Genomic DNA, 21,514 nt, shown 5'->3' with positions numbered 1-21,514 from the left:
CATGCATGACTAGTAATTATTCAACTGTTAAATTGAATGATACCGGAGAAGGTGGCAATTCCTCATTCCTTTACATCACGATGACCGTAATGGAATTGCCACCTTTTGAATGGAGTTTTTAAACCGTTGGAGTAACACCTGCTAGCGGAATGTCTTTATAACAATTGATTTCATTCAGTTTGTATTTAATAGGGGTACAACAATATTTGATCACATATGTTTGCCGAACCATTCCAATACCAGTTGCGGATTTTTTCCGAAATAATTGTAACCCTGAAAACGTTGATCTGTTCCTTCGATCCAAAAGAGCTTTTTGTCTTTTGCAGAAATAGTGTCGTATATCTCCTGCACATTGGAGGGTTTGGTAAGAAAATCATCATGAACCTGTGCCACAAGAGTAGGAATCGTTACTGCCTTAGCATATTCCATTGGCCACACATCATCAATATGGAAACCGGTTTTCTTATGAAATGCAGCGGCGAACATTTCAACACCATTTGCAATTTTCTGATTTTCTACCGCCTTTTCTACAAACACCTTTGGAGTAACCGGCTGCAACGCAATCATTGCCTTTATATGCTTAAATTCTTCCGGATGTTTTTTCATCCCGACAATTGTAGAATTGGCTCCCAGACAACGGCTGTAGAGTGCAGTCTTCATGTTTTTAGTATCCGGGCGTGACTTAGCATAACGCAAAGAGCCAATTACATCTCTGTATTCCAGCACACCGTGGCCATTGATACCACCGCTACCTGTTGCGCTTCTACCATGGTTGCGCATGTCGTAAGTAATAATGTTATAGCCTGCATCGTGCAGAATCTTGTATTCCGGCAGAAAATTGACTTCGAAACCGCCAAAATTCTTCCAGGGGTCCAGATGCCCCGGATAACCATAGCGATTGCAGGGCATTGGGTGGTTAAAGATGAGCAATTTATCAGACTTAGCAGGGATGAACCAGCCCTCCAGCGTCAGTCCATCCATTGCAGGGAAGAATATTTCCTCATATTCCATACCATATTCATTTGGCCACCTCAAAATGGGCGTACGGGTAGAATGGGCCATTAACTCCGCAAGAGATTCTATGAATTCGTCGGATTTTGGGTCATTTCCGGTAATGTTCATATTTGCATTAGGCTCATCTTTGGCTGCAGCCCAGGAGAATGGCATTAAGGCTAAACCAGCCCCTGCAAGTACGGTTCTGGACATAAAGGAGCGACGATTAAAAGGTTGCTGGTCCTGATTGTTGAAATCAGCTATTTGCTCATTCTTTTTCATAAATTATTTCTTTGATTTTCCTGGATATTTTGTGATGCCATTACTGGTTACCAGCGTTATTGTTGTGGGGGAACAGAGCTGGCGATTAACGTTGTTCCTTCGGTGGATGCGATACGGAATTTTCTAGCAGCGGTATATTCCGGTGAATGATAGAAACGTTCGGCCTCTGCAACACTTGGAAACGCAGCTATACCGAAAACCTTTTTTGGATTACCTTCCAATGCCTTTGTGTTGAGATCGAAAATGGGTACGCTTCCATTGAATTTGGGCCCAAGCGGACCAGCCGCATCCATATATTTCTGAAAAGTTGCCTGATCATTGATGGTATAGTTTACAATCTGGTATCCGTGTGGCTTGGCTATTTTTTGTGGTGTTGAAGTTGCTGCAACAGGTGATGGAGGGACAGAACCAGCCAGTAAAACCCAACCTTGAGTGGATGAGGTACGAAGTTTTTTGGCAGCGGTGTATTCCGGTGAATTGTAGAAACGTTCCGCTTCTGCAATGCTGGGGAATTCAGTTATGTCAATTACCTTTTGGGGATTTCCCTCCAGTGGCTTTATGTTGACATCGTAAATGATGACTTTCCCTTTGTATTTAGAGATAAACACGCCCACGGAATGCATGTATTTTTTATATGCGGCCTTATCGTTGATCGAATAGTTTGCAACCAAATATCCATGTGGTTGTAACGCCTGTTCTGTTTGGGGCAGTGTTGCCTCCTTTGTGGTCGTATCTTTCGCTTCAGTAGATTTATTGATTGAATTTCCGTAAGATCCTGGGCTATAGACGATCGCGATTCCAACGATTGCACGAATAATCAGTTTTTTCATTTTGTCCTTTTATTTATTGTTTATGATAAACCCTGCAATAGCAGATTTGAATAGTTAATTTCCTGGAAGTAAACAAAGCATTGCAACAGCAGGCTTTGTTTACTTCCAGGATAACATGACATACTTAACGGTCAATAACAGACATGTTCCCCTCGTCATGTCGCTCACCAGCTGCTGGTGTGAGGTTGTTCAGTCTTTCAAGTTGTGCTGTGCTCAGCTGTACACGATCAGCGGCGGTGTTTTCTTCAACCCGGGCAACACGCTTGGTGCCGGGAATCGGAGCTATGTCGTCGCCTTGCGCCAGCAGCCAGGCCAGTGCCACTTGTGCCAGTGTCGCACCTGTCTGTGAAGCAACAACCTTGACTTCATCAACGATACGCAGGTTGCGCTGGAAGTTTTCCCCGGTAAAGCGTGGGTTGGTCTTGCGCCAGTCGTCATCAGAGAGCTGCTCAGGCGATTTGATCTCGCCGGTAAGGAAGCCATGGCCGAGCGGCGAATAAGGAACGAAACCGATGCCTAATTCCCGCAGCAACGGCAATAGTTCAGCCTCCGGGTCACGGCTCCACAAGGAATACTCAGTTTGAAGCGCGGCGATGGGGTGTACGGTATGTGCGCGGCGGATGGTTTCGGTGCCAGCTTCAGACAGACCGATGTACCGGATCTTACCCTCGGCAACGAGATCAGCCAGCACACCGACGGTGTCCTCAATCGGCGTGTTCGGGTCTACCCGGTGCTGGTAGTAAAGGTCAATGTAGTCGGTTCCTAGCCGCTTCAACGAGCCTTCGACCGCCACGCGGATGTTTGCAGGGCTACTATCGATTACTCCGGGGCCTGCACCAGCATGTGAAACGAGGCCGAATTTCGTAGCTATCACCACCTGATCGCGGCGCCCCTTGATGGCCTGGCCAACGAGTTCTTCGTTAGAAAACGGACCGTAGATCTCGGCGGTATCGATGTGGGTAACACCGAGCTCCAGCGCCCGGTGGATGGTGCGGATAGACTCGGTATCACTGCCTGCTCCAATATTATAATAGCCGGACATTGACATGGCGCCAAGTCCTATACGGGAGACGTCGAGTCCTCCAAGCGTGATGTGCTTAATGATGTTATTGCTCATAGTTGTTGTATTTAATGAATTTTAAAAATTGATGGTTTCACCTTTCACAAAAGGCATAAGACCTACTTCTACTGCGCTGGCGCTTACCAGGTTGCCACCAGGGACCAACTCGGGAATAGTTTTGTTTCCGGCATGATATATCTGAAGAATGGCAGGGGGGGCATGATAACAAGACCTATGCCCCTGACACGTGTGTTGTAATGTTTGACCTCATCATCTGAAATGGTGTACTCTTCATTGCTGGCCCAGGCGGTCATAGGGGCCATCGCTACTTTGTTCCGGACTGTAATACCCTTGGGGAAGGTAAATGGCAGGAAAAGCCTGTTATTTATCGGATTCATTCGTTCCTTATTTATTTCTTAATTAAGCAGCCAAACTTTCAAATTGGCTGTGGTTTTTGTTCCTCAATCAGGATACAAAGGTCACTAAAGGCTTAATGTGGAAATAAAGGAAAACAAAGGAATAGTTATAAATATCAAAGGTGGGCGATCCTTACTGATTTGGGGATATATCCCGTTTTCTTTTTGAAGAAGTTGTTAAAATAGGTAGGATATTCAAAACCAAGCGCATACGCGATTTCGGCGATATTCCAATCCGTGTGCAGCAACAGGGCTTTAGCTTCGCTGATAATTCTTTCCCCAATGTGTGTGGTGGTGGACTTACCGGTTGTTTCCTTTACTGAACTATTCAGATAGTTGACGTGTACTGACAGGTGCTTCGCAAAATCCTGTGCTGATTTTAATTCCAGTGGATTCCCGGTACTTTCAATCGGGAACTGCCTTTCTAACAGTTCAAGAAATACGGCTGTAATGCGTGCTGATGCATTCTTTTGTTTCGGATAGCTTTCCGAAGGCTGCATTTTTAGCGCCTCGTGAATGATCAAATTGATATAGTTGCGAATAATCTCATCCTTGTAAGGGTAATCGGTGTCCTGCTCAGCAATCATTTTTTGAAAGATTGCAGCAAGCTCTTTTTTTTGCGCCTTATTTATTGACAGAATAGGTGTGCCACTAATTTTGAATAAGGGTGACTGCAGGAGGCCTTCAGAACGTTCGCTTAACTTTAGAAAGTCTTCAGTAAAAAGACTGGCATAACCCTGGTTGATCGGCGAAATAACCTCGCAGGAATAAGGGATATGGGGATTGCCAAAGAATAAAATGGTCTCATCCGTTTCAAAACTCCGGTCGGCATAATGAAAGATATATTTGCCGGTATTCAAGCTTATCTTATAAAAGTCTTTACGGCTATAACCGTGGCCTTTACCCGTCTTGCTATCTATCTCATATGCTTTAAAACCTTTCAGCTTTATTTCATTATTGAAATCTGAAGTAGGAGTGGTTCTTTGCTTATTCATTTCATAAAGTTAAGAAAATCAAAGAATATATACTAAGTGGTAAGCTTTTGCATTCCCGGTTATTAATGGTCAACCTTCCAGCTTCATGGGAAGACCAGATGAGGTTATAACTAATGCAACCAATGCTTTTTACCAATCAGCTGAAGCCGGGAATATGAAATCTTCTGACGACAGAATGAGGTATATAAGCCGCAACATAGTTTCTCCTGCTTAGAAGGCAATGGAGGCCAACATTCAGCCTAAAATTTTGGGTGATCCTAATATTGAACATGATGCAAATGTGAATAGGAGGAATACTTCTTTGGCTTCATACCAATGTGTGTTTCAAACAATCTTGTAAAATGACTAAGGTTTGAAAAACCCAAACCATAACCTACCTCAGATACTGACAAATTTCCTTCCTTAATTAAGTATGCCGCTTCTTTCATTCTAAAGCTTTGGTAGTAGTTGAAAATACTGTTTCCAAAAATCTGCTTAAAAACCCGTTTTAATTTAGATTCGCTCATACCAGAAATTTTTACAAGTTCAGCAATTACTGGAGGGGTATCAATGTTTGAAAGAATTTTCTCCTTTATCGCATACACCATTTTTATATCACTCACATTAAGCGTTTGTAAAGTAATGTTCTGCCGTTTCAGTAATTCCAAAAACAATAGATAAATAAGTTCTTCTGCTTTTATTCTGTAATAAAGATGCTGTAATTCTTTTGCAGGATTTGTTCTGACAATTTCAGCTGCCAATTCTTGTATTTGGGGCGAAATTAATTCTTCAAATAAAAACGGAAGACTGCCTGAAGTTATCGTTTGTAAAAGTGTATTCCCCTTTTGGGGTTGCAGCAATTCCTTTAAATAATCCGCATGCACGGTAATGACGATAGAATTAATTTTTTTGTTGGCTGGAAGAAATTCATAATTGAGGTCTGTAGTAGTAACCTGCACTGAAGGCAATAATTTTCCACTTGCCGATGGTGGGAACAATCGGGTTTTTATATCATCTTTTGATTGATAAATATTGTGAAAAGCAATCACCACAAATTTTTCTTCTTCTTTATCAATTCCTCTGTCTAACACCCAATCCTCTTTCAACTCATATTGCCTCACTATTAGTCGTAATTTAGGATTGAGGAAAAAGCCCTTAATATAACCAGTGCCCATATTTGAGGGGATATGTGTCACACCATTTTGCACTTTACCTCTAATTGTCTTTGCGGAGGTATCTAAAGTCTTACTCTTGCCGCTGGAATTTGATCTCATGACTTGAACGATTAGGACTATTAATAGACCTAAAGTAGCTATTTTATTTTACTTCGGTCAAATACCTTTACGTAATGAAACAACAAACTAAACACACTCAGGTAGTCATTCTTGGTGGTGGCATTACAGGTATAGCTGCAGCGCTGTATTTAGCGCAGCAGGGAGTTGACTTTATATTGATAGAAAAACACAAAGGCGTTTCAATATATCCACGAGCAAGAACCATTGATGTCAGAACAATGGAACTATTCAGAGGGCTTGGACTTAGTGAAGATTTGCGTGAAGGAGGAAAAGCATTAGCTCCGGCCTGGGGCATTTTGCACGGAAGCAATCTGGTTAAAACTTTACAAAGTTTCATCTCTGAAAATAGCGAAAAAATCGCCACTCCGGCTCAGTTAATTGCAGTTCAAAAAGAAATGAAAGCCTTGGCTGAAAAATCTCCGGAAAGCCTCTGCCGTTGTACACAGGATATCAGCGAAGCCATTATGTATGAAGCTGTTCGAAAGAAAGGTTTAGATCTTCATTTTTACCACCAGATGTTATCTTTTGAACAGCGTGAAAACGAAGTAGGGGTTTTGGTTAAAAACAGAATGACTGAAGAGCGCTATACTATCAAAGCAGACTATATGATTGCAGCAGATGGGGCTAATAGCATAGTGAGAACAATGTTGGAGATACCGATATCAGGAAACGGTTCATGGACCGATTTGCTGAATATTTATTTTGAAGCTGATTTAGAGTTTTTAGTAAAAGGACGGGAGTTTAGCCAGTTTTTGATTGATACGCCAGAAATAACAGGTTTCCTTTTAACTATTAACAATAAGGACAAGTGGGCATTTCATTTGCGTTTTCATCCTGAAAATGGTGAAACAATAACCGATTATCCGGATGAAAAATTGATTGCAATCCTTCAACAGATTTTGGGTATTCCAGATCTGAAAATTTCTATCCTTAAAGTTCTGCCATGGCAACTGACAGTAAAAATTGCAGACCAACTGCGTGTCAATAGAATCTTTCTTGCAGGAGATGCGGCACATACAATGACACCTTATGCAGGCAAGGGGGCAAACACGGGCATACAAGATGTACAGAATTTAGTCTGGAAACTGGCAGCGGTTTTGAAACACCACGCAAGCGATACTTTATTGAGCACTTACAATACGGAACGTCAACCCATAGGAGCTTATTATGCTACTATTTCGGGCGAACTAGCAGGCAAAAATGGGCTAATAAACGATAAGTTAATGATTACCAAAGGGAAGGATCTGTTAGGTTTGCCTAATTATGGTTATTTGTCCTCAGCAGTAAAAAGAGAAGCTAACCTGCCCTTTACTTATTTTACGGGGGAGCCAGGAACACGCATTCCACATTTATGGCTCGACGAATCTCATAATGTATCATCGATTGACTGGGTTAAAGGTAAATTTACATTGGTAGTCAATGATAGCAATGGTTGGCAGACAGCTTGTGATAAAGTAAACCAGCTGCTAAACATTAACATCCAATTGGTAATATTAGATGATAATAATATTTTGGACGAATGGATGGCACTTACCAATACAACAAATAATGAAGCTTTATTAATCAGACCCGATGATTTTGTTGCAGCAAAACTAACATCAAACAATTTGTTGAGCGTAATGGAATCCATTTTAGGTGCCTGAAGTTTATAGTCACATGTACCAGGTCGGGTAAAACAGGCATTAATGAAAAGAAGCCGTCTCAAAAATACTTGAAGCGGTTTTTTATTTTATATAATGCTGTATAGTGCCTATTGTGTTCAAGTGTTTACTATAGGATATATGGATGCCTACGATTGCTTTTATTTTGTGTGATTTATATTAATCGCATTGTTGCGTTATTGAAATAAACTGTAGCCCGGTATGCCTGAGTTGCTAATAGCTCCGGGGAGTCTCTGAGAGTAGAGCATTCAAAAAACATAGGTAAGCCATAGGTTGGTCATCCTTTCGACGCTTAGAACAGCGAACAACGGATGACCAACCTAAGTCTTAGCGATGACCTATTTATAAACTATTGTACCAGACACCCCCCACTTACCTCCTTGTTTCAATAGTTTATTTTAAAGTTTCACAATAGAACCCGTGTTTAGCAAGAAGGTGTTCCAGTTGCGTTGTTATATCAATCTTAGCCTGTAAACGCAATACCTTGTCACAATCTTCAATATCAATAGTCCAGTTATTCTTTCCCACTAAGTGAGTAAGTCCATCTGCTAGAACCATGACATCATCACTGTTCATTACCGTCGTTTTGAAAATGAGGATTTCCATTCTGTTGAATTTGTTTAAAGAATAAGGATCACTGTCCGGCCTGGTTTTTTAATTCAGCTACAGCTAACATGTAGGATAACCGTGCTGCATAATAATCTGCCTCCGCTTTTGCCAGGTAAGCCTTTACTTCTGCCATATCCGTTTTTGCATCAAGACCGGAAACCTGTTTATCCTGCTGTAGTTTCAGCGTTGGCGGTGATATTGGAATGATAAGCATCTAATGTTGTAAGCGGCTCAATGGATGCATTAATAGGTTCAACATTAATGTCTCCTGCATTGATATTGGTAACGTTCAACAGTTCACTCTTATAATCCTGGATCTGGATGTTCTGTTTAAGTACATTTTGTTTCTCCTCAGCCACCCTGGCCAACGGTACGATAAGAGACAGGAGGATACGATACTTCATAAAAAGTATAATTTTAAAAATTGATTTAATGTGAGATTATATGTGCAACTAATAAGAGAAGAATTGTTCCTGGATGGTTATATCTTCTATACCAAGAAATCTGAGCAGGTTAATGGCATTCTCTGTAAATGACTGGCTGGCAGAAACAATGCAATTTATTACAGTATGTGTATTGGCATTGATCACAGCTTCTATGCTTCCCTGGTTTAAAACAACGGTAGCACCGGTATCAAAAACTTCATAGCACACATAAAGCCTGACAGGGAAATGCTTTTCCAGTATATCAAGTTCTTTCTGAAAGAGGAAATTATCCTTATGCAGGTAGTACAACAGTGTTATCATTATATTCGGATCACCCGCCAGCTTATCTCTAAGCTGCGGGAACACAGAAGCCATGCCGATTTCGTCTGCAAGAAATATCAAATGAGCATTCATCATTTCTTAATTTTCAATGCAAAGGACGGAACAATAACTGAGAGGATTTTTAATCCAGATTAAAAAGAAAGGATCAATACTATGATGATAAATATTTGAAAAGTTTTTTAATCCAGATTAAAAAAATACGGGGGTGAGCTCATATATCGCAGTTAGTTCCACTTTCCCTCTTAACGGTAGCTCTATTGTAAGATTGGCCTTAAACCCATGCGTATCCTGGAGCCAGCTGGCCACCACAGAAGAGATCAGTATATCTTTATTCAGTGAGCTACATTGCCCCATAATTCGGGCACAGGTGTTCAGTACATCGCCGTGATACACAATATCTTTCTTTACAGTACGTATTTCTGTTACGGTAACAAGGCCGCTATGAATAGCAGCTTTAAAATGAGGCACTTCTCCAAACTCAGTTATAAAGCGGGGCCCGTTCCGCTGCAATTGCTCTATAAAATCAAAATAAAAATGAATGGGAGCAAGCGTTTTCCGGGCATTTTTTGAGGGCCATAGTAATACCGCTTCATCGCCTACAAACTGGTATATAGTTGCATTATACTTATATATGCTGTCTGTGAGTATCTGAAAACTATTCTCAATGAAAAGGCTATACTGAATATGTCCCATCCTTTCTGCCAGAGTAGTGGAAGAACGCAGGTCTATGAAAAGAAAAGTAAGATCTTCTTCAGCCGGCTTACTGTATCTGCCTGACAGTGCCCCCACAATAGCCTGTGCGCCAAGGTACTCATATACCGTTATGAACATGTTAAGCAGAATGCTGAACAACAGGAGGTAAAGCAGCACAGAAAGGAAAATCTCTGTTTCAAGGAAATCCGGGATCGTATGTAAAGCGATCATTAATGGCAACTTTTCTACAAACAACAGAAAACATATATAGACCAATATACAACCTGTTGTTATCAGCAAAATATAACGGCATACTTACAGATAACAAACCGTACAATAGAATAGTTTTCCCATTTACTAAAGACCTTCAACTCGAACAGCGCTATGCCCAAGGCTATAATAAATCCCATACAGGTAGATAATGGCAGCAGGAATTCCTGCGCATCAGTATTTACCTCATTCAGCTCTTTTAATCCAAGCAATTTCAAAAATGCGAAGGCGGCCATGCCCGCAACATAGGCTACTATAAGGGCTATTACATAGACCCGGTTCATTTTCCTGGAATATCTGTTCATTTATGTAGTTATTAATTCCGGGACGCGAAGAAAATAATTATAGGGGGAAAGTTTTTTAATCTGGATTAAAAAGGAAACCCGGCTCAAACTTTATCTTCTGCCTCTTATTACACTAAGGGTTTGTTGTGTTATTCCCAGGTAGGAGGCAATATGGCCAAGCGGAGCCCTGAGTAAGATACTGGGGTACATTTCCGTCATTGTAATGTAGCGTTGTTCTGCTGTCTGGAACTGGATTGATTCCAGTTTTAGTGCAAACATGTTGAGTATATCTATGGCAACAAGAAAAAGTAACTTTTGCAACGCGGGTATCCTGTCACAGAGAGCCTGCAGGTCTTCATAGACAATCCCCCTGACCGTAGTTTGTTCCAGCGTTTCCCAGCCGTAAGCTTCCGGCTTCTGGTAAAAAATGCTGTCAACTGCTGCTGTAAAGGTACCTTCATAAAAAAAGAATTGCGTGATGTCCTTGTCTTCTTTATGGTAAAAAGTCCTAACCAATCCTCTTTCGGTATAAAAGACCTTGCGCGAATAACTGCCCGGCTTTATCAGGAGGGTCCCCTTTACATAAGTTTCTGTCTCAAAAGCATTATTGATTTCAAGACACTCCTCTTCACTGAGGCTTACTTTTGAAGTAATATATTCAAGGAATTCCATTGTTCAATTTATCTGAAAATTAAATCATTTGATTCCCATAATCAACTAATCAACGTTCTTTCACTTTGATTATCACGTTGATTATGTAGCGTATTAATTAATAATTAGAAGTTCGGAAAAGATAAAAAAAAGAATTCAATCGATTTCAATATCGACATATTTGTTCATATTTCATAAGTATATTGCAAAATAATATTAACAATTTTGTTGAAAATGTTGAATTTTACACTAAATGGCCTTTTATGAAGCAGAAGAGAACAACTATATACGATATCGCCAAAGCATTGAATATTCACGCAACCTATGTTTCTAAGGCACTAAATGAACATCCAACCATTAATCAGGAGATGATAGATAAGGTGAAAAAGAAGGCCGCAGAATTGAAGTATCGTCATAATTCCTTTGCCGCCAACCTCAGGACAAACTATTCAAAGATATGCGGAGTGGTAGTTCCCAAGATTAATGAGAGTTTCTTTTCAAACGCTATAGCGGGAATAGAGGAGGTCTGTTCTCAAAATGGACATCACCTGATTATCTGTCAGACACAGGAATCCTATAAAAAAGAAGTTGAGGCAGTAGAGACTTTGATTAGACAGAATGTGGATTGTATAATCATTTCTCTTTCTCTCGAAACGAAAAACGGCAACCATTTACAGGACGTGCTTGCCAATGGTATTGCGCTGATCCAATTTGACCGCTATGACGAATCAATACTAAGTTTTATTGTCAAGAATGACAATCGGGAAGCAGCAGGAAGGGCTGTAAAGCATTTACTGGACCAGGGGTATCAAAAAATAGCGTACATAGGAGGGCCTGAGCATCTGAAAATTTATATAGAAAGAAAACAAGGGTTTATTGACATGATCCGGGAAGCCCAGATCTCTATTCCCTATGAGTATACCTGCAACATTTCATTAAAAAGAGAAGAATCGAGAAAGATTGCATTGGAACTGCTTAATAGTCCCAATCCCCCTGACGCTTTTTTTACAGCCTCTGACTTTGCAGCGTTGGGAGTAATGCAGGCGGCCAAAGATTTAAATATTGCTGTGCCGGAAAAACTGGGAATTTTCGGATTCCAGAATGAAGAGTTCACCCAGTATCTGACTCCCACTCTTTCTACAGTTGATCAAAAAAGTATGGAACTGGGTGCACTTTCTGCCCAACTCTATTTCTCAAATCTGCACAACAAAGAGGTAATCACCAAAAACTACAAAACAGAGATCGTAAAATGTAGCCTGATCACCAATCAGAGCTCTGACCGTTCAAAAAAAGGTTCTCCTATCCCCAAAATGTAGCCTTCCCCGGTCAAATATAAAATATTAATATTTTTAAACGGTTTGAATTTCAACTTTTTTAAATCGATAGAATTATTATTTGTGGCTTTTCTTTGTAAGTTTTATTAAATCGATTGAAAAACTATATCTTTAATATAGTTAGGGACCTACAATATTGCAACCACGTTTAAAAAAACTGTCATGTTATCAAAACCAAATCTACTGTCGCTAAGGGGAGTGGCACAACTGCTCACCCGATCATTCACGCTTACCGCTTTTCTGTTTTCCTTATCTCTTAACTATGTATTTGCACAAATACAAACTTCTCCCCTTAAGAAAATTTCAGGGAAGATCGTATCCGCAACAGGAGATCCTTTGGAAAATGTAACTGTCAACGTTAACAAACCTGTATTTGTAACTACTTCCAACGCTAAAGGAGAGTTTACCGTATCTGCAAACGATGATGCTTTTATTACTTTCAGCTCAGTGGGTTTTCTTCCGCAAACAATTAAGGTGGCAGGACAAAGTCAGATCAATGTAATACTACAATCTCAGACGGCGGAACTTAATCAGGTAGTTGTTGTGGGGTATAATACGCAAAGTAAAAGAAAAATTACCAGCGCTGTTGTCACTGTATCTGGCGAAGATCTGAATAAAAGAGTTGCGTCCAATCCGGCTACTCTGCTGCAGGGTCAGTTACCCGGATTGCAGGTGGTACAAAACTCAGGGGAGCCCGGCAATGAAGGTGTTCAGCTTCGCATTCGGGGAATAGGCACGTTTAGTGGTGCCGGCAATGATCCATTGGTCATTGTTGACGGTCTGCCTGGAAGCCTCAATATCCTGAATCCCAATGATATTGAATCCATCACAGTCCTGAAAGATGCTGCATCCGCAGCAATCTATGGTTCACGGGGTGCCAACGGCGTTATTGTGGTAAAGACAAAGAAAGGGAAAGGTGGCGGTTTCAACATCAGCTATAATTATAACATAGGCATTCAGTCTGCTACTGCATTACCTGATGTTATTACCAATTCTGCCCAGTTCATGGAGTTATCCAACGAAGCAAGATTAAATTCCGGGCTACAACCTCTGTATACACAATCACAGATCGATCTCTATCGTAATGCAACTGACAGGGTAAAATATCCGAATCATAACTGGCTGAAAGATGTATTCAAAACCACTACCACACAAAATCATTATCTGAATGCCAATGGTGGACGAGACAACACAACTTATAGCCTCGGACTAGGTTTGTCAAACCAAAACGGAATTATGATTGGCTTTGAAGAAAAGAAATACACCATTGATTTTGGTCTTTCTTCAAAAGTCAATAAACGGGTTACGATCGGCACCAATATCCAGATGCGATATAGCGATAGAAAAGCACCGGAAAACGGTAGCACCGATATGTTCCTGTCAACCCTTGCCCAGTCGCCCTTGTACCCTCCCAAAAGTGCGGACGGACGATGGATCAAAAGAGCCTATCCCAATGAATTGGGAAATAAGAATACCGTTGCAATCGTAGATGAAGATGTCCGTATTCGTTATAAAGATTATTATACGCAGGGTAATCTTTCCCTCGATATTGACATTATTGACGGTTTAAAATGGGAGAACCGGGCTGGGATGAATTATGATTCCTATAAGTTTAACGACTTCAGGCCGGTTGTACAAACATATTATTACAACGATATGAGTTCGGCCGGCATATTGGACGTTGGAGCACCAGGTCTGAACGTTGGCAGAACAGATAACTTTTATACAGTTTATTATACCCAGTTGAATTTTAAAAGACAATTCGGTGATCACAGTGTTTCAGCCCTTGGAGGATATCAACAGGAATATAATAACAGCAGTAATCTTAATGCTTCACGTATGCAATTCCCGACCAATGTACTGAGAGAACTCGATGCAGGACCAACCAATGGGCAAAGTAATAACGGCACATCCTCTGACTGGGCTATCCGTTCATACTACGGCACAGCCAATTATGATTACCAGGACAAATATTTACTGGGCGGTAGCATAAGATATGACGGTACTTCCCGGTTACCCAGCAATACCAGATGGGGACTGTTCTATTCCTTTTCCGGTGGCTGGCGCATCTCAAAAGAAGCTTTCCTGGAAAAAGCGTCCTGGCTGAACGATTTGAAACTGCGTGGGTCCTGGGGACAGCTTGGAAACCAGAATATTGGTAATTACCCATATCAGCCAACGTTGGATAACAGAAGTTATGCTTTCGGCGGTACAGTACTTCCCGGCTTTGCATCCAGTACACTGGTAGATCCTTCTCTTAGATGGGAAACCACCCGGGTACTTGATTTTGGCCTTGACCTGACAGTATTGAACAATAGGTTAAGCCTCACGGCCGACTGGTTCAATAAATATACCTTCGACATCCTGCGCTCATCCCAGGTGCCTCTCTGGCTTGGTTTAAATGCCCCCACCATTAATGATGGTGCATTAAGAAACAAAGGGATTGAGATTAGTGCATTGTACAAAGACATGATCGGCAAATCTTTTTCATGGAGCATTGGAGGCAATATTCAGCGATATAAAAACAATCTGGAACACTATGGTAAGACAGAGATAGGCAATAACTCAATCCGGCAGGAAGGACACCCCCTGGACGAGTTTTATGTGTACAAGTGGGATGGCATTTTCCAGAGCCAGGATGAAATCAATAAGTCACCTGTACAACCTGTTACACCAACGCCTGGCGACCTGAAAATTAAAGATGTAAACGGCGATAACAAGATAGATGCCAGTGACCGTACCTATGTCAGTGGCCGTTATCCCTCTTACCAGTACGCTATTAATCTTAGCGCAGGTTATAAAGGATTTGATCTGAGTGCTCAATTCTTTGGATCACAGGGACAGAAGATTTATGTGAATGGTTGGGGAATTGAACCCTTCAGGCAGGGATCCGTACCTACTACTGACTGGTTGAACCGTTGGACGCCAACCAATCCCTCCAATACGATGCCTAAGATCTACGTAGCTGATAGCTATCCTGCGGTTCAGAACTACCCTTCGACCTATTTTTTGAAAGATGCTTCATTTTTCAGATTAAAGAATATACAGCTTGGATATACTATACCGGCACACCTGCTTAAACAGATCGGTTTGAAGGTAGCAAGGTTCTATTTTACTGCAGATAATGTATTCACTGTCAGTAAATTTCCTGGTCTTGATCCGGAACGTGCATCAGTAAGCGGAACGTATGTTGGTTATCCGCAGAATAAAGTATTCACGTTCGGGACATCCGTACAATTTTAACTAACCTCCTTCAATTATGAACATATGAAAAAGTGCCTTTTCAATATATCAGTTTTTATCACGCTTGCGGCAGGTCTTACATCCTGTAGTAAAAATTTTCTGGATCGTACATCGCCATCATCGCTGTCCACGACCGTGTTCTGGAAAAATGAGTCCGATGCGGACCTCGCACTGACCGGCCTTTACAACTATCTTTATGCGAGTTCTGGTGGATATGCTACTTCGCAGTACACTGTCATGGCCTGGGATAACTTTAGTGACGATTCATACGGGCAATACAACTATGGTGGAGGTACAACCGCTCTTACCGCTGGTATTACACCTCAGTCAGGGGATTTTGTTTATTCATATTATGCCAACTGCTTCACGGCTATCGCTGCCACTAATTCCTTTCTGGCCAATGTAGATAAAGTGCTGACCGGTCAGAAACTGCAACAGTATAAAGCGGAAGCTTATTTTTTAAGAGGATTCAACTATTTATGGCTGGCCCAGTTATACGGCAATGTTCCTATTACGACAGATGATCCTTTTTCTGTGAACTTCAGATCCACTAAGGCCAAATCTTCTAAAGCCGATGTGTTGAAGCTGGTGGAATCGGATCTTGATTCTGCGATAGTGGGCCTGCCTGATAAGACTTATGGTGACGGGCATGCTGTTAAAGCCACCGCCATGGGTTACAAACTCAGAGCATTGATGCTTCAGCAGAAATGGAGCGATGCAGCAGCTCTTGCCAAAGCCATAATAGATGGAGGTAAATTTTCGCTTAATCCAAATTATCCTTCCAATTTTTATAAACCAGATCAGAATTCCAGTCCTGAAATCATGTTTTCAGTAAAGTATCAGCTGCCTAACATTCAGCACCAGGATGTTGCACTGGCTGTTCACGTACAGCGCTGGAAAGGGGAACTCGGGACCCAGGATCTCATCAATGAGTATGAACCCGGCGATCCCAGAAAAACGATGACTTTTTTCTTCTCAGGAGATACCCAGGCGCAGGGATGGCCATTTACTGGCGATTTACTCGTGGCAACACCTGGAAAGGATAGTTGGATACCCGGTTATTATTGTGTGAAAAAATGGCTTACTCCGAGCCTGGTAAACCCTGATTATGGCACGCTGGATGATAATGATTTTGTACTGTTGAGGTATGCCGATGTAAAACTTATGTATGCGGAAGCACAGAATGAAGCAGCAGGTCCCGATGCAACTGTTTATCAGCAGATCAATGAGGTACGTGGAAGACAGGGAATAAACATGCCGGCTTTGTCACAAGGTCTTTCCCAAGCCCAGATGAGAGATCGTATCTGGCATGAAAGAAGGGTGGAATTTGCTATGGAAGGGCTTCGCTATCACGACTTACGCAGATGGGGGATTGCCAAACTAAAGCTCAACGGCTTTGTACAAAACCCGCTTTTCCCGAATATAAAAACACAATATGATGATAAGTATGAATTCTGGCCCATACCACAGACAGAAATCGACCGCAATCAACCGGATATGATCCAGAATCCGGAATATTGAGTGTCCTGAATGAATACTGAACTAAATTGGGTTTTCTGACATATGCTGTTTTAATGTTTAGCAAGGGTTAATGAATCAGTCCATTGGGGGCAGCTCTCATGAGTTGTCCTCAAACTGCCTTTAGCTACTGCAATTAAGGTGTGGTAATTTATTATTATGATAGAAAAAAGTTATCGATTGTAACATGTAAAATATATGATGGTATTTAAAATTCACTTTAATATCAGTGTCAGGCTGCTGTTAGTTACCTGCATGTTTTGCAGTAAAGTATTTGCACAGCAGCCACCACTTAAGCTGTGGTACAATAAACCCGCCACACAATGGGTGGAAGCTTTACCGGTGGGCAATGGGAAAATCGGTGCAATGATATTTGGTGGAGTTGAAGAAGAGCTGTTGCAATTGAATGAAAGTACCTTGTACAGCGGTGGTCCCATGAAGAAAGTGCTTAATCCGGGAGTTGCCAGTTGTTTGCCTGCCATCCGCAAAGCATTACTAGAGGAAAGCGACTATAGTAAGGCCGATTCGCTGACCCGCAAAATACAGGGACCATATACGCAATCCTATATGCCATTGGCAGACCTGGTGATTAAGCAGAACTACGGCAATAACGAAGTTTCGGATTACTATAGGGAACTTGATATCTCAAAGGCTACAGCTATTACCCGCTTTAAAGTGAATGGTATAAATTATACCCGTGAAGTATTTATTAACGCACCGTCAAACGTAATGGTAGTGAGGCTTACTGCCGGCAAGACGGGCAAACTTAGTTTTAAAACTGCTGCCAGAAGTCAGCTCCGCTTTTCCCTGATAAGAGGAGGAACAGCCGAATTGTGCTTGAATGGCAAAGCGCCGACGCAGGTGGATCCAAGTTATTATAATCCTGCAGACAGGCAACATATCATTTATGAAGACACCACTGGATGTAACGGGATGCGCTTCCAGATGCGCGTGAAGGTGATAACCAATGGTGGTAATGTATTAACAGATAGTACAGGCATTTCGGTTTCCGGGGCAGATGAAGCGCTTATTTTTGTAACTGCAGCCACCAGCTTCAATGGTTTTGATAAGTGCCCCGACAGTGACGGTCGGGATGAAAAGGCCATGGCAAAAGGTTATCTGGATAATGCTGTGAAGATAGGTTATGCCCGATTACTCCGGCAGCATCTATCCGATTATCAGCACTATTTCAATAGGGTAACATTCCAGGTTGCCGATAGTCTGGGTAATCAGAATCCCCAGGCAAAGTTGCCTACTAACAGCCGTCTACAGGAATATTCGAAAGGGGGCTACGATCCCTTTATAGAAACACTCTATTTCCAGTTCGGGCGTTACCTGCTCATCTCATCCAGTCGCTCCGGTGGACCACCAGCCAACCTGCAGGGCATCTGGAACAAAGAACTCAGAGCTCCCTGGAGTTCCAATTATACTATCAACATCAATACACAGATGAACTATTGGCCGGCAGAAGCTACCAACCTTTCCGAAATGCATCTGCCGTTACTCAGCTTCCTTAAAGGACTCTCGGTAACCGGTTCACGTGTAGCAAAAGAATTCTTCAATGTACGAGGCTGGACAGCTAATCATAACTCAGATATATGGGCGCTTGCCAATCCCGTGGGTGACTATGGCCAGGGTGACCCGGTATGGGCTAACTGGCCCATGGGAGGGGCTTGGCTAAGCCAACACCTGTGGGAACACTACGCTTTTAATCGAAACAAGGCATTTCTTGCCGATACTGCATATCCGTTGATGAAGTCAGCTACACAGTTCATGTTTGACTGGCTCGTGGAAGACGGCCAGGGGCATCTGGTCACTGCCCCCTCAGTATCACCTGAGAATAAGTTTAGGGATAGCAGCGGCAAAGAGCAGGCTGTTTCTGTGGCCAGTACAATGGACATGGCTATCATCTGGGATCTATTTACTAATGTTGCCGAGGCTGCAAAGGCGCTTGGCACGGATAGGCCTTTCCGTGACTCGGTGCTGGCGAAAAGAGCCAGGCTGTTTCCTATGCAGAAAGGTAGCAACGGGCAGCTGCTGGAATGGAATAAGGAATTTGTTGAAACAGATATGCAGCACCGTCATGTATCACATCTGTTCGGGCTGTATCCTGGTAGGCAAATCACTGCCGGAAACAGCCCCGATTTTTTTGAAGCGGCCAAAAAGACATTGGAGATACGCGGTGATGGCGGTACAGGTTGGAGCCGTGGATGGAAGATCAACTGGTGGGCTCGCTTGCATGATGGCGATCATGCCTATCATTTAATCCGCCAGTTGTTACAATATACCAATACAGATGAGATCGAAATGCATAATGGAGGAGGTACTTATCCCAACCTTTTCGATGCGCACCCCCCCTTTCAGATTGATGGCAATTTTGCCGGCACTGCTGGTATGGCTGAAATGCTGGTGCAGAGCCACGAAGGATTTATAAATCTTCTGCCTGCATTACCCTCTGCGTGGAAAAGTGGTGATATTACAGGCTTGCGGGCAAGAGGTGGGTTTGAGCTGGATCTTCATTGGCGAAATAACCGTTTGACATCTGCCAGTATAAAATCGTTGAATGGAGATACATGTATACTGAGGTCATTCCAGCCCTTGGAGGTACAAGGTATTAAAGGGCAGCTGGCAAAGGAAGCAGGGAGTTATACCCTTACGTTTCCTACCCGGAAAGGTGGCCAATATTTCATAAGGGAAGCAACGCAATAAGTAACATTGCTCTTTGTAAAACGAATAGCCAATAAGAAAGATGCCAATAGCTAATAAAATTCGATAGAGATTGTCGGGTAGTTGAGGAAGCATGTTTGATAGTATAACTATAAAAAAATCTATGATCAGGTGAATGGATTTGTCATATTCTAGTTTATACTTAGTGAGCAGTGAAGCCACCGTCTACCGGTATTGCAGCACCAATCACAAAACTTGCTGCAGAACTGCAAAGCCATATAACGGCAGATGCGATTTTGTCCGGACGATCGGCCCAATCAATGATATTGGGTTTACAGCCAGTATTATATCCTGCCATAACTTACTATTTTTACATAGTTGTGGCGAAATATAAATTTTTATATTCTGCCATAACTCACTATTTTTACATAGTTGTGGCGAAATATAAATCATATCACGATGGAACAACTTATAGGAAGAGAAGAAGAAAAAGAAATATTACAGAGGGCATTGGAATCTACTGAGGCTGAATTAGTGGCCATATACGGTCGGCGAAGAATAGGGAAAACATTTCTAATCAGAAACTTTTTTGAAAAGCAGATAATTTTTGAATTTTCTGGCGTCCATAATGCGAGTCTGAGCGACCAACTGGCTAATTTTGGCCAGGCGCTTACACTTTCTATGAAAAGTTTGGCTATAGAAAACCCGGTTAGTTGGAGGCAAGCTTTTAACATGCTGGAAAAGTATTTAGATCCTCTTATCAAAAAACAAAAGAAGGTTTTGTTTTTTGATGAATTCCCATGGATACAAACACCACGATCAGGGTTTATCCAGGCATTTGAATATTTCTGGAATATGTGGGCTTCCCGGCAAAAAAATCTGGTTGTGGTAATTTGCGGATCTGCTGCTTCCTGGATGATTCAGAAAGTAATCAACAACCGCGGTGGACTTCATAACAGGGTTACAAAAAGAATTTGCCTGTTACCTTTCAATCTTTACGAAACTGCGACCTATCTGAAAAGTAGAAAAATAAACCTGGATCAATATCAATTGCTGCAGCTTTACATGGCAATGGGTGGTATTCCTTTATATCTTAAAGAAGTGAATATCGGAGAAAGTGCAGCACAGGTATTAGATAGAACATGTTTTAAAAAGAGTGGTTTGTTGCATAATGAATTCAAAATACTCTTCCATTCATTATTTGAAGAAGCCATATATCATATGGAGGTGATCCGAGCATTGGCGGCTAAATCCGGAGGACTTACAAGAAATGAAATAATTGAAGCCTGCTCGCTCACATCCGGTGGAGGCACCACACAATTACTGGATGAATTGTCAGAGTCGGGATTTATAACTCCTTATGTACCTTTTGATAAAACTATCAGGGACAGCATATATAAGCTTACGGATGAATATTCACTTTTTTACATAAAATTCATCGAAAACATCAAATCTCAGGGGGCTGGCACTTGGCTAAGATTATTGGAAGGTGCATCATGGAAGAGCTGGAGTGGACTCGCATTCGAAAGCATATGCCTTAAACACGCTCAGCAGATTAAAAAAGAAATAGGAATAGCGGATGTTTATACTGAAATATCTCCATGGCGTTATTCTTCCAAAAAGGGCGAACAAGGCGCACAAATAGATCTTCTGTTTGACAGAAAAGATAATTGTATCAATTTATGTGAGATTAAATTTTCTTCTTCCGAATTTATTATAACCAAAAATTACGCTACAGTATTAAAACAAAAAGAAACAGCTTTCCGTGAGAGAACCAAAACCCGTAAAACGCTTTTCTTTACACTTATAACCACTTATGGCGCAAAAAAGAACGACAACTACATTAATCTAATACAGAAGGAGATAACGATGGAGGCATTATTTAGAACTTAATGGGGTGTCTAAAAGCCTCCAAATCTTTCGACTTGAAGGCTTTTAAAGCTTGCGGCCCCAGGTATCGGAACCTC

Annotated in this window: 19 protein-coding genes; 6 read left to right on the top strand and 13 right to left on the bottom strand. The window is 41.7% G+C overall.

The features are described 5' to 3' along the window. Nucleotides 1-210 precede the first annotated feature (210 nt). The 6 genes from BM176_RS01965 to BM176_RS01940 all read right to left on the bottom strand — a co-directional run bounded on the left by BM176_RS01965 (nt 211) and on the right by BM176_RS01940 (nt 5,829). A complete protein-coding gene (locus tag BM176_RS01965; protein WP_218162135.1) occupies nt 211-1,275 on the bottom strand; it encodes an alpha/beta hydrolase family protein in 1,065 nt (354 codons plus the stop codon). A gap of 56 nt (nt 1,276-1,331) precedes the next feature. Then, the gene (locus BM176_RS32700; RefSeq protein WP_218162134.1) at nt 1,332-2,105 is read right to left on the bottom strand and encodes a DUF1330 domain-containing protein; all 774 of its coding nucleotides are present in this window, start codon (nt 2,103-2,105) and stop codon (nt 1,332-1,334) included. Nucleotides 2,106-2,229: 124 nt separating this feature from the next. Next, on the bottom strand, nt 2,230-3,222 hold the full coding sequence (locus BM176_RS01955; protein ID WP_218162133.1) for an aldo/keto reductase: 993 nt from the start codon (nt 3,220-3,222) through the stop codon (nt 2,230-2,232). A gap of 83 nt (nt 3,223-3,305) precedes the next feature. Beyond that, entirely contained in the window at nt 3,306-3,563 is a 258-nt protein-coding gene (locus BM176_RS01950) for a hypothetical protein (RefSeq protein ID WP_090099022.1), read from the bottom strand. Nucleotides 3,564-3,697: 134 nt separating this feature from the next. Next, nucleotides 3,698-4,576, bottom strand: a complete 879-nt coding sequence (locus BM176_RS01945; protein ID WP_090099020.1) for a helix-turn-helix domain-containing protein — start codon at nt 4,574-4,576, stop codon at nt 3,698-3,700. 257 nt (nt 4,577-4,833) lie between these two features. Next, nucleotides 4,834-5,829, bottom strand: coding sequence for a helix-turn-helix domain-containing protein (locus BM176_RS01940; RefSeq protein WP_090099019.1), 996 nt, complete (start codon nt 5,827-5,829; stop codon nt 4,834-4,836). A gap of 74 nt (nt 5,830-5,903) precedes the next feature. Here BM176_RS01940 and BM176_RS01935 point away from each other — a divergent pair, with 74 nt between their 5' ends. After that, nucleotides 5,904-7,493, top strand: a complete 1,590-nt coding sequence (locus BM176_RS01935; protein WP_090099017.1) for an FAD-dependent oxidoreductase — start codon at nt 5,904-5,906, stop codon at nt 7,491-7,493. A 411-nt stretch (nt 7,494-7,904) separates the two neighbouring features. On the opposite strand, the gene BM176_RS01930 is transcribed toward BM176_RS01935, so the two are convergent. The 6 genes from BM176_RS01930 to BM176_RS01905 all read right to left on the bottom strand — a co-directional run bounded on the left by BM176_RS01930 (nt 7,905) and on the right by BM176_RS01905 (nt 10,806). Continuing rightward, the gene (locus tag BM176_RS01930) at nt 7,905-8,117 is read right to left on the bottom strand and encodes a hypothetical protein (RefSeq protein WP_090099015.1); all 213 of its coding nucleotides are present in this window, start codon (nt 8,115-8,117) and stop codon (nt 7,905-7,907) included. Nucleotides 8,118-8,284: 167 nt separating this feature from the next. After that, on the bottom strand, nt 8,285-8,524 hold the full coding sequence (locus tag BM176_RS01925; RefSeq protein ID WP_090099013.1) for a hypothetical protein: 240 nt from the start codon (nt 8,522-8,524) through the stop codon (nt 8,285-8,287). 48 nt (nt 8,525-8,572) lie between these two features. Beyond that, entirely contained in the window at nt 8,573-8,962 is a 390-nt protein-coding gene (locus BM176_RS01920) for a hypothetical protein (protein WP_143097678.1), read from the bottom strand. Nucleotides 8,963-9,076: 114 nt separating this feature from the next. Further along, entirely contained in the window at nt 9,077-9,811 is a 735-nt protein-coding gene (locus BM176_RS01915) for an adenylate/guanylate cyclase domain-containing protein (protein WP_090099007.1), read from the bottom strand. Nucleotides 9,812-9,873: 62 nt separating this feature from the next. After that, nucleotides 9,874-10,155, bottom strand: a complete 282-nt coding sequence (locus BM176_RS01910; protein WP_090099005.1) for a hypothetical protein — start codon at nt 10,153-10,155, stop codon at nt 9,874-9,876. Nucleotides 10,156-10,245: 90 nt separating this feature from the next. Next, nucleotides 10,246-10,806, bottom strand: coding sequence for a Crp/Fnr family transcriptional regulator (locus BM176_RS01905; RefSeq protein ID WP_090099004.1), 561 nt, complete (start codon nt 10,804-10,806; stop codon nt 10,246-10,248). 242 nt (nt 10,807-11,048) lie between these two features. Between BM176_RS01905 and BM176_RS01900 the strand changes: the two genes are divergently transcribed. The 4 genes from BM176_RS01900 to BM176_RS01885 all read left to right on the top strand — a co-directional run bounded on the left by BM176_RS01900 (nt 11,049) and on the right by BM176_RS01885 (nt 19,589). Beyond that, entirely contained in the window at nt 11,049-12,101 is a 1,053-nt protein-coding gene (locus BM176_RS01900) for a LacI family DNA-binding transcriptional regulator (RefSeq protein ID WP_090101537.1), read from the top strand. 180 nt (nt 12,102-12,281) lie between these two features. Beyond that, on the top strand, nt 12,282-15,362 hold the full coding sequence (locus tag BM176_RS01895) for a SusC/RagA family TonB-linked outer membrane protein (protein WP_090099002.1): 3,081 nt from the start codon (nt 12,282-12,284) through the stop codon (nt 15,360-15,362). Between the two features lie 24 nt (nt 15,363-15,386). Further along, nucleotides 15,387-16,883: a RagB/SusD family nutrient uptake outer membrane protein gene (locus tag BM176_RS01890; protein ID WP_090099000.1), complete on the top strand. Its 1,497-nt coding sequence runs from the start codon at nt 15,387-15,389 to the stop codon at nt 16,881-16,883. A 195-nt stretch (nt 16,884-17,078) separates the two neighbouring features. Beyond that, nucleotides 17,079-19,589: a glycoside hydrolase family 95 protein gene (locus BM176_RS01885; protein WP_255373406.1), complete on the top strand. Its 2,511-nt coding sequence runs from the start codon at nt 17,079-17,081 to the stop codon at nt 19,587-19,589. A 160-nt stretch (nt 19,590-19,749) separates the two neighbouring features. Here the strand turns inward: BM176_RS01885 and BM176_RS01880 are convergent, their stop codons facing one another. After that, complete coding sequence (locus tag BM176_RS01880; protein ID WP_090098998.1) at nt 19,750-19,905, bottom strand: SDR family oxidoreductase; 156 nt, start codon at nt 19,903-19,905, stop codon at nt 19,750-19,752. Nucleotides 19,906-20,006: 101 nt separating this feature from the next. Between BM176_RS01880 and BM176_RS01875 the strand changes: the two genes are divergently transcribed. Beyond that, on the top strand, nt 20,007-21,440 hold the full coding sequence (locus BM176_RS01875; RefSeq protein ID WP_090098996.1) for an AAA family ATPase: 1,434 nt from the start codon (nt 20,007-20,009) through the stop codon (nt 21,438-21,440). The last annotated feature ends 74 nt before the right edge of the window (nt 21,441-21,514 follow it).

Origin of the sequence: Chitinophaga sp. CF118, assembly GCF_900112615.1 — a bacterium.
In the GTDB taxonomy this organism is placed as follows: domain Bacteria; phylum Bacteroidota; class Bacteroidia; order Chitinophagales; family Chitinophagaceae; genus Chitinophaga.
This window is presented reverse-complemented; position numbering and strand designations above follow the sequence as displayed.

What these genes read in the sequence shown, in the direction of transcription:
- BM176_RS01940 (WP_090099019.1), bottom strand. Translation starts at nt 5,829, where the DNA reads ATGAGATCAAATTCCAGCGGCAAGAGTAAGACTTTAGATACCTCCGCA.
- BM176_RS01915 (WP_090099007.1), bottom strand. Translation starts at nt 9,811, where the DNA reads ATGATCGCTTTACATACGATCCCGGATTTCCTTGAAACAGAGATTTTC.
- BM176_RS01885 (WP_255373406.1), top strand. Translation starts at nt 17,079, where the DNA reads ATGATGGTATTTAAAATTCACTTTAATATCAGTGTCAGGCTGCTGTTA.
- BM176_RS01945 (WP_090099020.1), bottom strand. Translation starts at nt 4,576, where the DNA reads ATGAATAAGCAAAGAACCACTCCTACTTCAGATTTCAATAATGAAATA.
- BM176_RS01965 (WP_218162135.1), bottom strand. Translation starts at nt 1,275, where the DNA reads ATGAAAAAGAATGAGCAAATAGCTGATTTCAACAATCAGGACCAGCAA.
- BM176_RS01880 (WP_090098998.1), bottom strand. Translation starts at nt 19,905, where the DNA reads ATGGCAGGATATAATACTGGCTGTAAACCCAATATCATTGATTGGGCC.
- BM176_RS32700 (WP_218162134.1), bottom strand. Translation starts at nt 2,105, where the DNA reads ATGAAAAAACTGATTATTCGTGCAATCGTTGGAATCGCGATCGTCTAT.
- BM176_RS01905 (WP_090099004.1), bottom strand. Translation starts at nt 10,806, where the DNA reads ATGGAATTCCTTGAATATATTACTTCAAAAGTAAGCCTCAGTGAAGAG.
- BM176_RS01875 (WP_090098996.1), top strand. Translation starts at nt 20,007, where the DNA reads ATGGAACAACTTATAGGAAGAGAAGAAGAAAAAGAAATATTACAGAGG.
- BM176_RS01935 (WP_090099017.1), top strand. Translation starts at nt 5,904, where the DNA reads ATGAAACAACAAACTAAACACACTCAGGTAGTCATTCTTGGTGGTGGC.
- BM176_RS01900 (WP_090101537.1), top strand. Translation starts at nt 11,049, where the DNA reads ATGAAGCAGAAGAGAACAACTATATACGATATCGCCAAAGCATTGAAT.
- BM176_RS01910 (WP_090099005.1), bottom strand. Translation starts at nt 10,155, where the DNA reads ATGAACAGATATTCCAGGAAAATGAACCGGGTCTATGTAATAGCCCTT.
- BM176_RS01920 (WP_143097678.1), bottom strand. Translation starts at nt 8,962, where the DNA reads ATGATGAATGCTCATTTGATATTTCTTGCAGACGAAATCGGCATGGCT.
- BM176_RS01925 (WP_090099013.1), bottom strand. Translation starts at nt 8,524, where the DNA reads ATGAAGTATCGTATCCTCCTGTCTCTTATCGTACCGTTGGCCAGGGTG.
- BM176_RS01930 (WP_090099015.1), bottom strand. Translation starts at nt 8,117, where the DNA reads ATGGAAATCCTCATTTTCAAAACGACGGTAATGAACAGTGATGATGTC.
- BM176_RS01950 (WP_090099022.1), bottom strand. Translation starts at nt 3,563, where the DNA reads ATGAATCCGATAAATAACAGGCTTTTCCTGCCATTTACCTTCCCCAAG.
- BM176_RS01895 (WP_090099002.1), top strand. Translation starts at nt 12,282, where the DNA reads ATGTTATCAAAACCAAATCTACTGTCGCTAAGGGGAGTGGCACAACTG.
- BM176_RS01955 (WP_218162133.1), bottom strand. Translation starts at nt 3,222, where the DNA reads ATGAGCAATAACATCATTAAGCACATCACGCTTGGAGGACTCGACGTC.
- BM176_RS01890 (WP_090099000.1), top strand. Translation starts at nt 15,387, where the DNA reads ATGAAAAAGTGCCTTTTCAATATATCAGTTTTTATCACGCTTGCGGCA.